Source organism: Bradyrhizobium sp. LB11.1, from assembly GCF_040549385.1.
Classification (GTDB): Bacteria; Pseudomonadota; Alphaproteobacteria; order Rhizobiales; family Xanthobacteraceae; genus Bradyrhizobium.
In genome coordinates, this window is record NZ_JBEPTH010000003.1 from 12583 (window position 1) to 26273 (window position 13691).

The window sequence follows — 13691 nt, forward strand, 5'->3', positions numbered from 1 at the left end:
CGTTGATCTGACTTATCAATCTCGGCCCGATGACAAGGCGCGTAACCCTTACCACCGATGGCGAATTGGTTCAGTCATGCAATTGATTGCGCTCGTATTCTACACTTTGCGGTCCTGATGAATGCCAGCTGTCGCGCTTGTTAAGCAACGGGACAGCAAGCACATGACAGATGGTCGCATCGGGAAACGTAGATAAGCGGACCAAGGGAACCCATTTTCGGCGCCGATGTATCTGATTGAAGCGTTACCCACCGTCATCGGAACGGCCGCCATCGCCCCGGCGCTGTTGATGCTGTGGCTTGTCATTGCTGCCGAGGAACGCCCCGGCCCCCCCGCCCAGGTCTGGACCGCCTTCCTGCTTGGCGCGGCCAGCATCTCGCTGCTGGGTCTGGCCCGGGCCCCCTTCGCCAAGATGGTCGCCGCGCCCGACAATCCCTGGGTGGCACTCGCCATGCATTCGGTCTTCGGCGTCGCATTGCCCGAGGAGGCGGTGAAGGTGATCGCGATCGTGCTGGTCTCCTCGACCAAGCGGCGGACCTTCGCCAACCCCATGGACACCGTCGTCTATGGCGCCGCTGTCGGCCTCGGCTTCGCCGCCTACGAAAACCTCGCTTATCTGGTCCAGCATGTCGAGATGTGGCGGTCTCTGGCCGCCTTGCGCAGCGTACTCACCGTCCCATTCCACGGCGCGCTCGGCATCATCGCCGGCGCCTATCTCACGATCGCGCGGGCCGGCACGGCGCTGGGCGCGAACCGCCATCATCGCGACTGGGCGCGCCTCTCAAGCCGACTCTTGATGCTGATGGGACCTCTCGCCCTGCATTCGGCGTTCGACTTCCCCCTACTCACGCTTCAGCGCATGCCGGATCTCGATCCGACCTTGCGGATGTGGCTGGGTGCGGCAAGCCTGCTGATCGGCTTCAGCTCGATCGCCTTTGCCATGCGCCTGGTGCGGCGCGTCGCGCGCCACCACGCGCCCCGCACCGATATCGCGCGAGAGCGGCTCGGCCAGTTGCGCCGGATGTGGGCGTTGTGGCTCGCCGGCGGCGGTGTCGGCTTCCTCGGCCTCGCCTTCGTGCTGACCTCGATCCACCACTGGCTCATCAACCCCGAGCGCAATCTGACGCTGGCCCTGATCCCGATCGGCTTCGTCTCGATCCTGCTCGGCCTTGCGCTGCTGGTCGTCACGACCGCGATCTACGTTCTCGGCCGCAACCGCATCCGCACCAGTGGCGAGGGTTTTTCGTCAGCGCACGGCGGCGGTTGATCCGCGGGATGGCAAGCCCGGTGTGTGCGTACTAGATTAGCGCCATATGTTTCGATCCGGAGATTGCCGATGACTTCGCCCGAGGAATTTTCACAGCTGCAGTCTGCGATGAGCCAGGCTGTGAAGGCGCATTGGCGGGCCTTTCTGTTCGAAGGCATCCTGCTCGCCGTTCTCGGCGTCGCCGCGCTGATCCTGCCGCCGCTCGCAAGCCTCGCCATCACGATCTTCCTCGGCTGGATGTTCCTGGTTAGCGGCATCGGCGGATTGATCGTAACGTATTGGGCGCGCAGCGCACCGGGCTTTTGGTGGTCGCTGATCTCGGCAGCCCTCGCCGTACTCGCGGGCATGTTGCTGCTGGCGCGGCCGATGCAGGCCGTGCTGACGCTGACCATCGTACTCGGCGCCTATTTCCTCGCCGAGGGCGTCGCCACCATCATGTACGCGCTGGATCACCGCCGCGAGCTGAGCGGCCGCTGGTCGTGGCTGCTGATCTCGGGCCTCGTCGACATCGCGATCGCGTTCATGGTGATCACGGGACTGCCGAGCTCGGCGGAATGGGCGATCGGCGTGCTCGTCGGCATCAATCTTTTGTTCGGCGGCGCCACCCTGATCGGCATGGCCCTGGCGGCACGCAACAGCAACAGTTGAGGCGCCGCGTCGCGTACTGCGCCGATTTGGGGGGTGACAACCCAACAATGGCACGCTATATGACGCTCCATGACCACCGTCGCCACCAGCTTTTATTGGTACTTTAGCTACGACAGCTCGCTGGCGGTGGGAGGATCACGCTCAATCTGACAAATTGCAGCATCTAGTCCGAACAGCCGCCAGACCTGGCGGCTTTTTTATTGGCCGGCAGGTTCTCAAAATGACAGGAGCCCGCCGTGCTGAGCACGACCGACGATCTTCGTATCCGCGAACTGAAAGAGCTGAGCACGCCTGAGGACGTGATGCGGGAGGTCCCGCGCACCCTCACGGCAACCCGTGTGGTGATGGCGGCGCGCAACGCCATCCACGCCATCCTCAACGGCCAGGACGATCGCCTTCTCGTTGTGGTCGGCCCCTGTTCGGTCCATGATCCCAAGGCCGCGCTCGAATATGCCGAGCGTCTCGCCGGCCTGCGCGAGGAACTCTCAGACCAACTCGAGATCGTGATGCGGGTCTATTTCGAGAAGCCGCGCACTACGGTCGGCTGGAAGGGCCTGATCAACGACCCGGATCTCGACGGCAGCTTCGACATCAACAAGGGCCTGCGGCTCGCGCGCAACGTGCTCTCGGCCATCAACAATCTGGGCCTGCCCGCAGGTGCCGAATTCCTCGACATGACGACGCCGCAATACATCGCCGATCTGGTGTCCTGGGCCGCGATCGGCGCGCGGACGACCGAAAGCCAGATCCATCGCGAGTTGGCCTCGGGTTTGTCCTGCCCGGTCGGCTTCAAGAACGGCACCGATGGCAATGTGCGGATCGCAGCCGACGCGGTGAAATCGGCCTCGCATCCGCATCACTTCATGGCGGTGACGAAGCTCGGCCGTTCCGCAATCGCCTCGACAACGGGCAACGAGGACTGCCACATCATCCTGCGCGGCGGCAGCAAGCCGAACTACGATGCTGCGAGCGTCGCGTCGGCCTGCAACGATCTGGCGAAATCCGGTGTCGCGCCGCTGGTGATGGTGGATGCGAGCCACGCCAATTCGAGCAAGAAGCCGGAGAACCAGCCGCTGGTCACGGCCGACATCGCCGGTCAGATCTCGGGCGGCGAGAACCGCATCATGGGTGTGATGATCGAGAGCAATCTCGTCGCCGGCCGTCAGGACGTGGTGCCGGGCAAGCCGCTGGTCTACGGCCAGAGCATCACCGATGGATGCATCGACTGGGCGACCACGGCAACCGTGCTCGGGCAACTCGCCGATGCGGTCGAGATCCGGCGCAACACCGCGCGCGCCGGACTGCACGAGCGCTCAGCCTAAGTACGGCAATAGGCGGGCGGGGCGACGCTGTTCGCGCCCTGCCCGCAATCGTCATAGATTAGCAGCCGCGGCAGATGCTCTTGATCTTCTTGTCGAGCAGAGCGTCTTCCTTGTTCACGGGATTGTTTGGATCGTTCAAACTCTTCTCGCTCGGCACGTCGCTGGCGCGCGGCTGGCGATGCCCGATCGGCGCCTGCGGCGTCGATCCGGACGTCGCGCCGCCGGATGTCGATCCCTTGGTGCCGGTCTGCGCAACCGCCGCTCCGCCGAGCAAGACCACCAGCGATGCTGCCACCATGATCTTCTTCATATCCGTTCCTCCATTCCTCAAACCGGCGTCTTCCCCATCACCACTCATGTCTCGGGCGGGTACAGATGAACGTCGCCGCAATAATCGACGATACGATAGCGCGTTTCCGTTGCCGCATCACCCGGATCGCCTGCGGTATTTTGCTCCGCCAACACATAATTCGGTCCGACCGGCGACTTGCCGGCGCCGCCGGGAATGTCGATCACATAGTCAGGCTGACACAGTCCTGACACCCGTCCGCGCAGCTGCCGCATCAACTCCTGCCCCTGCGCCAGCGTCGTGCGCAGATGCGCAGTGCCCGGCGCGAGATCGCCGTGATGGAGATAATAGGGCTTGATCCGGCACTCGACGAAAGCCCGCATCAAATCCGACAGGGCGGTAACGTTGTCATTGACGCCGCGCAAAAGCACGGACTGGCTCACCATGGGGATCCCGGCATCAACCAGCCGTGCCGAGGCAGCGCGTGCCGGTCCCGTCAGCTCGCGCGCATGATTGGCATGCAGTGCGATCCAGGTGGTCGCGCCCTCGACCTTGAGTGCCGCGACCATATCGTCGCTGATCCGCGCAGGGTCAGCGACGGGCACACGGGTATGAAGGCGGATGATCTTGACGTGATCGATCGCAGCGAGATCGGCCATGATCTCGCTCATCCGCCGCGGCGACAGCATCAGCGGGTCGCCGCCGGTCAGGATCACCTCCCAGATCTCGCTATGCGCGCGGATGTAGTCGATCGCGGCGCGATAGGCGCTATCCGAGAGCGTGTTCTCCTTGCCGGGCCCGACCATCTCGCGGCGGAAGCAGAAACGGCAATAGACCGCGCAGACGTGAACGAGCTTGAACAGCACACGATCGGGATAACGATGCACGATACCGGTAACAGGCGAATGCGGGTGGTCGCCGATCGGATCGGCGTTCTCGCCCGGTTGCATCTCGAGCTCTGCCGGCGTCGGAACGAACTGCCGCGCGATGGGGTCATCGGGATCGGATTTGTCGATCAGATCGACCAGTGCTGGCGTGATCGCAACCGCATAGCGCGCGGCGACGCGTTCGAGCGCGGGCAGCGCCGTGGCCGGTGCGAGGTTCGCGGCCACAAGTTCGGCCGGCTCGCGCAATGTCCGTGCAAGATTGGTCTTCGTCATTTTTCACTTAACGTTTCATTTGCAGGCGGTGTCCACACCACCTGATCAATCCGTGTTGCGCCGCTTGCCAGCATCACCAGCCGGTCGAAGCCGAGCGCGACGCCGCTCGCCTCCGGCATTACGGCGACTGCGGCCAGAAAATCCTCGTCCAGCGGATAGGCCTCGCCGTAGCGGCGCTGCTTCTCCGCCATGGACTCTGTGAAGCGTTTGCGCTGCTCCTCGGCGTCGGTGAGTTCGCCAAAGCCGTTGGCGAGCTCGACGCCGCAGGCATAGACCTCGAACCGTTCCGCGACCCTGGGATCGTCCGCCTTGACCTGCGCCAATGCCGCCTCCGGAGACGGGTATTCGAACAGAATGGTCAAACGCCCCTGCCCCAGATGCGGTTCGACATGCTCGACCAGGACCTTGCTGAAGATGTCCGACCAGGTGTCGTCTTCGGCGACGCGGACTTTGCCGGCCGTTGCCTGAGCTAGCGCGCCACGGTTACCCTCGTTGCCCGAAATTGTCGACAGCAGGTCGATCCCGGCGAAGCGCTCGAAGGCGCCCGCGACCGTCAGCAGCTCCGGCTCGGCAAAGGGGTCGGCGGTCCGGCCCCGGAACGCGAAGGTCCCGATCCCGGTCGCCTGCGCGGCCTGGGCGATGACCACCACCGTGTCGGCCATGATGGCGTCATAGGGGGCACCAGCCCGGTACCATTCCAGCATGGTGAATTCGGGCAGATGCAGGTCGCCGCGCTCGCGGTCGCGGAACACTCGGGCGAACTCGAAAATCCGCTCCTCGCCGGCCGCAAGCAGCTTCTTGCAGGCGAACTCGGGCGAGGTCCGCAGGTATCGGCTGGCCCGGCTGCCGTCGGGTCGGATGATCTCAGTCCTGGGCGCGTGCAGATGGGTCTCATTGCCCGGGGAGACCTGGAGGACGGAGGTTTCAACCTCGAGAAAGCCCTGCTCCGCGAAAAAGCCCCGTAGAGCCCCGGTAATGGCCCCCCTCGCCTGGAGGAACGGCCGCCGATCGAGGTGCCGCGAGGGCGACCAGAACGGCGAAATCGGCTTGTCCCCAGCCATTAACCGACCGCCCCGCAGGCCAGCAAAATGCTGGCATTCAACGACAAAATGCGTATGTTGCGGCCCGAAACGGGCGCCGAGGTCTGATTTGAGGCCCCAAGTCCCCCATCGATTTGACCACGTCCTGGCCGGAGCCGGGCCAAGCAAGCAGGAAATATAGCTTTGAGAGTCATCGCCAGTTCTATTCGCAAGGGCAACGTCATCGAGCAAGACGGCAAACTATATGTCGTCGTGACCGCCGAGAACATCCATCCGGGCAAGGGCACCCCGGTCAGCCAGATTGAAATGCGCCGTATCTCGGACGGGGTAAAGATCTCCGAGCGCTACAAGACCACCGACCAGGTCGAGAAGGCCACGATCGAAGAGCGCAACTTCACCTATCTCTATGAAGACGGTGACGGCTTCCACTTCATGAACCCGGAGACCTATGACCAGGTCCAGGTGTCCAAGGACGTCATCGGCGACGCTGCGTCCTATCTTCAGGAGAGCATGACGGTCAAATTGTCGACGCACGACGTCAACGTGGTGTCGATCGCGCTGCCGCAGCGCGTGACGCTGGAAGTGGTCGAGACCGAGCCCGTAACCAAGGGCCAGACCGCATCCTCGTCCTACAAACCCGCGATTTTGTCCAACGGCGTGCGCACCACCGTGCCGCCGCACATCGCCGTTGGTACCCGCATCGTGGTCATGACCGAAGACGGCTCCTACTCCGAGCGCGCCAAGGACTAAGCGGGAAACCGGGGATCGGGACAGGTGCCGCCGGGGGGCGAGACAGTGGTTGGGAAGAGTTTCCGCTTCGTCTTGCTTCTTCTGGCGTCGCTTTCGCTCCCCATCGCCACGCCGCTCGCTGCGGATGAAATCCGCAGCCCTTCACTCACGACCCTGCGCGTCGATTGGCGCGCAGCACTCGACCAGCTCCGCACCGAAATCAACAGTCGGCCCCAAATCGCGGGCGATTTCATCTTCGTGCCGCGCCGTTCGGTACCGCACTTCGATCCGCGCGCGATGCCGGCGCTGGTTCAGCTTAACGCCGCCTCCTCAAAATTCTTCACCGGCATTGCCCGCAGCCCCGTTCCCGTGCTGCTACCGTTCGATGCCGCTGCCTATCTCGAGGCGCAACGCAGCGGCGCGCCGGCCCCGCTTGCGCTGCCGCGCTACCAGGCCGATTTCAACCCCGCCGATATGTTCGATGCCGGTCCTGCCGGCTACAGCGCCAGTTTTTCGTTAGAGCCCGGCGCCGGCGACGGGATGCCGGCACGCCTGTTCGCAAAGCCGGTCGAGATTCAGATCACGGGATCGGCGCTGGTCTACGATATCGCCGATCCCGCCGGCGGCAAGGGCGAGCCGGTCAAACCGCTGGCGACAATCTATCCGGACCTGCGCAAGTTCATCCGCGAGGGCTATGTGCGCTACGCCTTCACGCGCTTCGGCGTCGCCTATGTGGTGTCGATCCAGTGCCTGGACGGCGTCGCCAAACCGCGGCGGCTCGCCTGCAAGGAGGCTTACCCTGTCGCCGAGCGCTTCCTGAGGGCACTGCATATCGCCGGCGGCCGGCGCATGCGGCCGCTGATGGACGTTGCCTCCGTCGTGATCAACCGTCCCGCGGGACGGTCGGCGGATTTCAGCTTCCGACCGAGCGGCGACATCATCCCGAATACCGGCTATCGCAAGCAGGGCGGCCACCCCGATATGATGGCCTATGCGCAGATCCGCTTTCCGCTGGAAAAGGCGCCGGCCTTCGTTCATTCGCAATCCTACGCCAAGCGCGACAGGGACGAAGGACCGACCGCCTATCCCTGGCGGGACAATTTCTGCGAGTCACGCAGCTTCGAGGTCTGGCAGTGCGGCGGTGGCTATGGCCACCAGGGCGAGGACATCCGCGCCGCCGACTGCCCATCGCCCGGTGACGGCCGCGAACCCTGCGATCCCAAGCAGCGCGGCGTCGTCGCCGTGCGCGACGCCGTGGTGATCCGCGCCTCCAAGGACCAGGCCGTGACGCTCGAGGTCAACAGCCGCACCGAGCACATTCGCTTCCGCTACATGCACATGAACCCGCAGGCGTTGAACGCTGACGGGGTGCTTAATGGCCGTGTCGTCACTGAAGGCGAGAAAATCGGTGTGATCTCAAATTATCTCGACCATCCCGCCGGCACATCGATGCACCTGCATTTCGACGTGCAGGTGTTCACCCGCGATGGCTGGATCTGGGTCAGTCCCTACCTCACGCTGGTCTCGGCCTATGAGCGCCTGATCCGCGCCCGTGGTCGCGAGATCGGCCCGGAGATCGCGAGCACTCCGCAGCCCGTCGTGCATGCGTTGCCCGAGGATGTGGTCAAGCCAGACCTGCGCGAGGGATCGAGCAGCGAAGAAAACTGAGCGGGGTACGACTCAGGTTTCTCGCAGTGACCGTCCCGGGTATCGCTCGCTCCACCCGGGCTACAAGTCACTCCAGATACGTCGTCAGCTGCGCGCCCTCATCGGCCACGAACACAGCAATCAGTTCGGCCGGCTCGGTGGTGCTGGCATTGGCGGAGATTAGATGCGTCGCGCCCGGCGGCTCGAAGAAGGACTGACCGACACCGAACGTCTCGACCGGGCCGCCGCCGAGCTGGGAGCGTATCTCCCCCTTCGTAATGTAGGCCGTCACCGAGCCGGCGTGCCGGTGCGGTCGCGAAAACCCGCCCGGACCGTAGAATACGCGCACGATGGTGACGCGCTTGCCCGGAACGTTCGGCAAAGCGTAGGAGCCGATTGGCTCGACCTTGTCGAGCGGCGAGCTTTCCGCGGCGGTGGCGCAGAGCGGGGCGAGCGCGCCTGATATGGTATCCATCGTCACCGGCAGCACTTTGCCGATCGCGAATGCACAAGTAAGCCCGCCGACAACGGCCAGTGCCATGGAGCGCAATGGCACCGGGCGCTGTATAGTGACCAAATTCATTGCAGTCATGACAACCTTCCCTCGCTGTAATTAGGATGCCGCGGCATTCGCCGCGACCGGCCGCTTCGCTGGCGTCCAGCGATAGGCCGCGCCAAACCGATTCCAGACGTTGATCGAGGCGATTGCCGACGTCAGGTACATCAGCTCGGTCTCGGAGAATTCACGGGACGCCTCAGCATAGACCTCCTCGCTGACGCCGTCAGGCAGGAAAGTCAGCGCCTCGGTCCAGGCCAGCGCGGCGCGCTCGCGGGCCGAGAAGATCGGCGCCTCACGCCAGACCGCGACCAGGTTGAGTTTGTCCACGGGCACATGGATACGCTCGGAGAACAGAATGTGATGCTGCACGCAGAAGGCGCAGCCGTTGATCTGCGAGGCGCGCAGTTTGACCAGCTCGAGAAGCTGCTTGTCGAGACCGGCCTTGGCCGCAACCTGGCCCAGGGCAAGCACCAGATCATACGCGTCCGGCGCGCTTCTCTTGAAATCCTCGTATTCGCTGCGGGCGTGTGACATTGCCGTTCACCTGGTATTGTTCTAAGACTTCTTACACTGTATAAGAGCTCTTATATGTCACGCAAGTCTATCAACCTCACAAAATCGCAACTGGCCCGCAAGTCGCCAGCGGCGCAGGCTACGGTGCATGTGCCCGCCCCCGGCGAAGGCAAGCGTGGCGAGCAAGGCTATCTCGGCTATCTCTTGCGCCAGGCCCACGCGGCGGTGCGGCTGAAGATGGAACGCACGCTGGCCGATCTCGGCGTGACCTCGCCGCAATTCGCCGTACTGACCATGCTGAAGGCGTATCCGGGACTATCAGGCGCCGACATTGCCCGCCTCACCTTCCTGACGCCGCAAACCGTCGGGGTGATCATCCGCAACCTCGAGCGCGACGGCGCGATTGTAATGACACCGCATCCCGTCCACGGCCGCATCCAGCAATGGACGCTGACGCCGCGCGGCACGACGTTGCTGAAGGCGTGCCGGGACCGCGTGCTCGAGCTAGAGAAGCGCCTAGTGATCGGGCTCGATAGCAAGGCTGAAATTACGGTCCGCCGCTGGCTTGCGGGCATCGCAGCCGATCTGCAGGACGAGGCCTAGTCGATTCCTCCATCGCCGCCGTCGCCATCTCCAAAATCGCCGAATTCGACGTCGCCGTCGCCGTCGCCGTGAATGCCGCGGCCGAAATTTTCTGCGATGATCATCATGACCACGACCAACAGCCCTGCACCGAAGGGCCAAGGATTGGCTCGGACAATGTCGAAGAGCTCCCGCATGTGAGCATGATGCGCACATGGAAGCGAATCGACCGTAAAAAGATAGGCAAAAATTGGGGATTTGAACCCCGCGAGAGGACGACCTATCCGCCCTTCAACGCATCCTTAACGTCATGGTCGGGCCAGGTTTCAGTCGCCGCGATAACCCGCACACGGTTTTGGTCCGCCACATTCACCAGTACATGCGAACTGATTCCGTCGCCGCTCGGCTCCAGATGTAAATCGGTTTCGGGCTTCCAGCTCAGCGTCGCCGCGAGATCGCCGGGAAAAATTTGCCAGCATGATCCGTCGTCGAGTTCGACGACATGGCTTTCCGCATGCGCGCGTATCTTCATTCCACCCCGAAGGCTCGTTGAGGAAGGTGGACCCCGGCGATCGGCCGGGGCCCGGCTCCGTCAGTCATTGTCGTGATGAATCACAGTCTTGCTGCGGTTGCCCATTTCATCTTCCTTCTTGATCACCGTGGTGCGATCCGCAGGCGCGCGCTCTTTGATGACGGTGGTGCGATCGCGCTCGCGGTCGCGGTATTCAGGGGTCTGGCCAACCGTCACGCCGGCGCCGACCGGGCCGACATGAACGCCAACTTCATCAGCGAACGCAGGAGCGGCGATGGCCATGACCATGGCAGCAGCAAAAAGATATTTCTTCATCTTGTCCTCCTCCAATGTGGTGCGAGGGGAATGCGGGAGTGCGACACTTTGTTCCGGGGGACGTCACGTCTGAAAGCCTGTTCCTCTTGTTCCAGGAACCGGCTCCCAGAAGGCTCGTTTCCCGCTACACTGCATCGATGAAGCAAGCTGATTCCTCGACCAATTACACCCGCCGCGCCCTGCTGAAATCAGCGCTCAGCGCAGCCACTCTGTTCGCATTTCCGACGCATGTGCTTGCTTCGCCTCCCGGTTTCGACGAATGGCGCGAGGGCTTTCGCGCACGTGCGATGGCCAAGGGCATTTCGGCCGCGACCTGGCAGCGCGCAATGGCACGGGTCGAGCCCGACATGAGCGTGTTCAAGCAGATGCGCAACCAGCCGGAATTCCACGAGCAGGTCTGGCAATACATCAACCGCCGCGTCTCCGACTGGCGCATCATCAACGGCAAGATTGCGCTGAAGAACAACGAGGCCCTGCTGGCGCGCATCGAGCGCGACTTCGGCGTCGAGCGCGGCACGCTGCTGGCGTTGTGGGGCGTGGAGTCGGCTTACGGCGACCCGCTGGTGCAGCAGAACCACATGACGCCAGTGTTTCCCTCGCTCGCCGCGCTCGCCTGGAACGAGCCGCGCCGCAAGGCCTATTGGGAGGCAGAGCTGATCAATGCGCTCCGCATCGTCGACAAGGGTTGGAGCACGCCTCAGGAAATGCAGGGCTCATGGGCCGGCGCGATGGGGCATTCGCAATGGATGCCAGAGGTCTGGCTCAATGTCGGCATCGACTATGATGGTGACGGCAAGGTGTCGCCGTTCGGCAAGCCCGACGACGCGCTGGGATCGACGGCGAAATATCTCGTCAATCGCGGCAAGTGGCGCCGCGGCGAACATTGGGGCTACGAGGTGCACGCATCCGGCGAGATGAGCGGCAGCCGAACCTATGCGGCGTGGCAGGCGGCCGGCGTCAGCCGCGCCGACGGCCAGCCCTTCCCGCAACCGAATGGATCCGCGCAGATGTGGACGCCGGTCGCGGGCGGACCGACCTTCCTGCTGGGGCCGAACTTCTACTCGGTGAAGAGCTACAATCCCTCGATGAACTATGCGCTCGCGATCTGCCATCTCGGCGACCGCTGCCTCGGTGCGCCGCCTTTCATCCAGCCCTTCCCCGGCTCCGAGCGCGTGCTGACGCTGGCCGAGGTGCAGGAGATGCAGACGCGGCTGACGAAGGCCGGATTTGATACCGGCGGCACCGACGGCCGCGTCGGCAACGACACAATGAAGGCCATCAAGGATTTTCAGCAGCGCGCGGGGATTGCACCCGCCGATGGTTATGGCGGGCTGAAGGTGCTGGCGAAGCTACGGCAGGGATCGTAGCCTCAGTGCCGGTACTGCGGCTCTTCGGCATCGAGCTGGCGGCGGATCGCGGCCAGATGCAGTCGCGCGGATTCGGAATCGCCTTCGCGCATCTGCTTGTAGGTTTCGGCCGCGATCGCCGGATCGACCGGGAGCACCTTTCGCCCCGTCGACATCGCCAGCACCTGCACTTCGGCGGCGCGTTCGAGGTAATAGAGATCGTCCCAGGCTTCCGCAATCGTCGGCGCCAGCACGATCACCCCGTGATGTTTCATGAAGACGATGTCGGCGTCGCCGACGGACGATGCAATTCGCGCGCCTTCGCGGTTGTCGAGCGCGAGGCCATTATAATCGCGGTCGACCGCCGTGCGGCCGTAGAATTTCAACGCAGTCTGGCCGGCCCAGATCAGCGGATCGCCCTCGGTCATCGACAGCGCCGTGGCATAGGGCATGTGAGTGTGGAAGGCGACCTTGGCGCGCGGCAGGCGCTTATGCATCTCGGCATGGATGTAGAAGGCGGTCGCCTCGGGCTCGCCTTCGCCGTCCAGCACCTGGCCGTGGAAATCGCAGATCAGGAGCCTTGATGCCGTCAGCTCGCGGAAAGCGTAGCCATAAGGATTGACCAGGAAGAGATCGTCATGGCCGGGCACAACGGCCGAGAAATGGTTGCAGATACCCTCCTCAAACCCATTGCGCGCCGCCATGCGGAAGCAGGCAGCGAGATCCTCGCGCGCGCTGCGGATCGCATCGGTCGCGAGGTCCGGCCGGTTCGAGCGGATGGCCGCGGGTGAGGAGGCGTGAAGGCTGTGCGCCATGGCGACGGAGACCTCTTTCGGGCTGGAGACGCCAGCGTTTTACAGGGGCGGCGCTTGCGCGTCAGCCCCTGCGACCGCCACCCTGCCCTGCGCGTGTCACGCCCGCCGCGGCACTCCGCCGGCATTCATGCCGCCGTCGATGACGAGCTCGCTGCCGGTGACGTAACGCGAGGCATCTGAGGCCAGATACAGCACGCCGGAGGCAATCTCCGCAGCGTGGCCGGCGCGGCCAAGAGGGGTTGCGACCTTGGCGCGCTCCTCCGGATCGATCGGCGCGTTCTGGCCTGCGCCGGTCGCGCCAGTCGGGATCTTGCCCCAGATCGGCGTGTCGATGATGCCGGGATGCACGGAGTTGACGCGGATGCCGTCGCCGGCCGCAGCACATTCCATCGCGATCGATTTGGCAAACAGCCGCACGCCGCCCTTGGTCGCCGAATAAGCCGATAGCCCCGGCGCACCGCGCAGGCCCGCGAGCGAGGACATCATGACGATCGAGCCACCGCCGTGCTTGCGCATCAGCGGCAGGCAATGCTTGACCGAAAGGAAGACCCCATCGAGGTTGATCGCGTTCTGCTTGCGCCAGTCACTGAGTGTCATGTCGACGATCGAGGGCACGGCAATGCCGATACCGGCATTGGAGACCATGATATCGAGCCGGCCGCAGCGCTTCACGATCTCGGCGACGATCTCGATCCAGCGCTCCTCGCTGGTGACGTCCTGCTCCAGGAAGATCGCCTTGCCGCCGGCTTCGGTGATGCGCTTGGCGAGCGCGGGGCCGCGCAGCTCGTCGATATCGGTGGCGATGACGGTGGCGCCCTCGCGCGCGAACAGCTCGACGATGGCCTCGCCAATACCGGACGCGCCGCCCGTCACCAGTGCGACCTTGCCCTCAACTTGCCCCATGTTCACTCCCTTTTTTTGTTGTTT

The 13691-nt window shown here is 63.9% G+C and carries 17 protein-coding genes; 7 read left to right on the plus strand and 10 right to left on the minus strand.

From position 1 onward, the window contains the following. Positions 1-226: 226 nt before the first annotated feature. The 3 genes from ABIA96_RS07775 to ABIA96_RS07785 all read left to right on the plus strand — a co-directional run bounded on the left by ABIA96_RS07775 (position 227) and on the right by ABIA96_RS07785 (position 3237). The gene (locus ABIA96_RS07775) at positions 227-1267 is read left to right on the plus strand and encodes a PrsW family glutamic-type intramembrane protease (protein ID WP_354136456.1); all 1041 of its coding nucleotides are present in this window, start codon (positions 227-229) and stop codon (positions 1265-1267) included. A 69-nt stretch (positions 1268-1336) separates the two neighbouring features. Then, the gene (locus ABIA96_RS07780) at positions 1337-1915 is read left to right on the plus strand and encodes an HdeD family acid-resistance protein (protein ID WP_354136457.1); all 579 of its coding nucleotides are present in this window, start codon (positions 1337-1339) and stop codon (positions 1913-1915) included. Positions 1916-2151: 236 nt separating this feature from the next. Beyond that, positions 2152-3237 (plus strand): 3-deoxy-7-phosphoheptulonate synthase, encoded by a 1086-nt coding sequence (locus ABIA96_RS07785; protein WP_354136458.1) that lies wholly within the window; start codon positions 2152-2154, stop codon positions 3235-3237. A 58-nt stretch (positions 3238-3295) separates the two neighbouring features. Here ABIA96_RS07785 and ABIA96_RS07790 read toward each other — a convergent pair whose 3' ends face one another. From ABIA96_RS07790 to epmA, 3 genes are read right to left on the minus strand one after another with little or no spacing between them, the layout of a single operon-like run. After that, positions 3296-3547, minus strand: coding sequence for a hypothetical protein (locus ABIA96_RS07790; protein WP_354136459.1), 252 nt, complete (start codon positions 3545-3547; stop codon positions 3296-3298). 44 nt (positions 3548-3591) lie between these two features. After that, positions 3592-4686, minus strand: coding sequence for a lysine-2,3-aminomutase-like protein (locus ABIA96_RS07795; RefSeq protein ID WP_354136460.1), 1095 nt, complete (start codon positions 4684-4686; stop codon positions 3592-3594). Next, complete coding sequence (gene epmA, locus ABIA96_RS07800) at positions 4683-5747, minus strand: EF-P lysine aminoacylase EpmA (RefSeq protein WP_354136461.1); 1065 nt, start codon at positions 5745-5747, stop codon at positions 4683-4685. The genes ABIA96_RS07795 and epmA overlap by 4 nt, the downstream gene beginning before the upstream one ends. 162 nt (positions 5748-5909) lie before the next feature. Here epmA and efp point away from each other — a divergent pair, with 162 nt between their 5' ends. Both efp and ABIA96_RS07810 read left to right on the plus strand, forming a co-directional pair. Then, positions 5910-6476: an elongation factor P gene (efp, locus tag ABIA96_RS07805; RefSeq protein ID WP_354136462.1), complete on the plus strand. Its 567-nt coding sequence runs from the start codon at positions 5910-5912 to the stop codon at positions 6474-6476. Positions 6477-6500: 24 nt separating this feature from the next. Continuing rightward, positions 6501-8123 carry a M23 family metallopeptidase gene (locus ABIA96_RS07810; RefSeq protein ID WP_354136463.1) on the plus strand — a complete coding sequence of 541 codons (1623 nt, stop codon included), beginning with the start codon at positions 6501-6503 and terminating at the stop codon, positions 8121-8123. Positions 8124-8190: 67 nt separating this feature from the next. On the opposite strand, the gene ABIA96_RS07815 is transcribed toward ABIA96_RS07810, so the two are convergent. Both ABIA96_RS07815 and ABIA96_RS07820 read right to left on the minus strand, forming a co-directional pair. Then, entirely contained in the window at positions 8191-8694 is a 504-nt protein-coding gene (locus ABIA96_RS07815) for a cupin domain-containing protein (RefSeq protein ID WP_354136464.1), read from the minus strand. A 21-nt stretch (positions 8695-8715) separates the two neighbouring features. Continuing rightward, a complete protein-coding gene (locus ABIA96_RS07820; RefSeq protein ID WP_354136465.1) occupies positions 8716-9195 on the minus strand; it encodes a carboxymuconolactone decarboxylase family protein in 480 nt (159 codons plus the stop codon). Between the two features lie 54 nt (positions 9196-9249). On the opposite strand from ABIA96_RS07820, the gene ABIA96_RS07825 reads away from it, so the two are divergent. Beyond that, complete coding sequence (locus ABIA96_RS07825; protein WP_354136466.1) at positions 9250-9777, plus strand: MarR family winged helix-turn-helix transcriptional regulator; 528 nt, start codon at positions 9250-9252, stop codon at positions 9775-9777. On the opposite strand, the gene ABIA96_RS07830 is transcribed toward ABIA96_RS07825, so the two are convergent. The 3 genes from ABIA96_RS07830 to ABIA96_RS07840 all read right to left on the minus strand — a co-directional run bounded on the left by ABIA96_RS07830 (position 9774) and on the right by ABIA96_RS07840 (position 10603). Further along, on the minus strand, positions 9774-9953 hold the full coding sequence (locus ABIA96_RS07830) for a hypothetical protein (protein WP_354136467.1): 180 nt from the start codon (positions 9951-9953) through the stop codon (positions 9774-9776). The two genes, ABIA96_RS07825 and ABIA96_RS07830, sit on opposite strands and share 4 nt — an antisense overlap. An 83-nt stretch (positions 9954-10036) precedes the next feature. Continuing rightward, positions 10037-10288 carry a hypothetical protein gene (locus ABIA96_RS07835; protein ID WP_354136468.1) on the minus strand — a complete coding sequence of 84 codons (252 nt, stop codon included), beginning with the start codon at positions 10286-10288 and terminating at the stop codon, positions 10037-10039. Positions 10289-10348: 60 nt separating this feature from the next. After that, complete coding sequence (locus ABIA96_RS07840; RefSeq protein ID WP_354136469.1) at positions 10349-10603, minus strand: hypothetical protein; 255 nt, start codon at positions 10601-10603, stop codon at positions 10349-10351. Between the two features lie 137 nt (positions 10604-10740). Here ABIA96_RS07840 and ABIA96_RS07845 point away from each other — a divergent pair, with 137 nt between their 5' ends. After that, entirely contained in the window at positions 10741-11970 is a 1230-nt protein-coding gene (locus tag ABIA96_RS07845; protein WP_354136470.1) for a lytic murein transglycosylase, read from the plus strand. 2 nt (positions 11971-11972) lie between these two features. Here ABIA96_RS07845 and ABIA96_RS07850 read toward each other — a convergent pair whose 3' ends face one another. Together ABIA96_RS07850 and ABIA96_RS07855 are read right to left on the minus strand one after the other, a co-directional pair. After that, a complete protein-coding gene (locus ABIA96_RS07850) occupies positions 11973-12764 on the minus strand; it encodes an aldolase (protein WP_354136471.1) in 792 nt (263 codons plus the stop codon). A 96-nt stretch (positions 12765-12860) separates the two neighbouring features. Then, positions 12861-13667, minus strand: coding sequence for an SDR family NAD(P)-dependent oxidoreductase (locus tag ABIA96_RS07855; RefSeq protein ID WP_354136472.1), 807 nt, complete (start codon positions 13665-13667; stop codon positions 12861-12863). Positions 13668-13691: the final 24 nt, after the last annotated feature.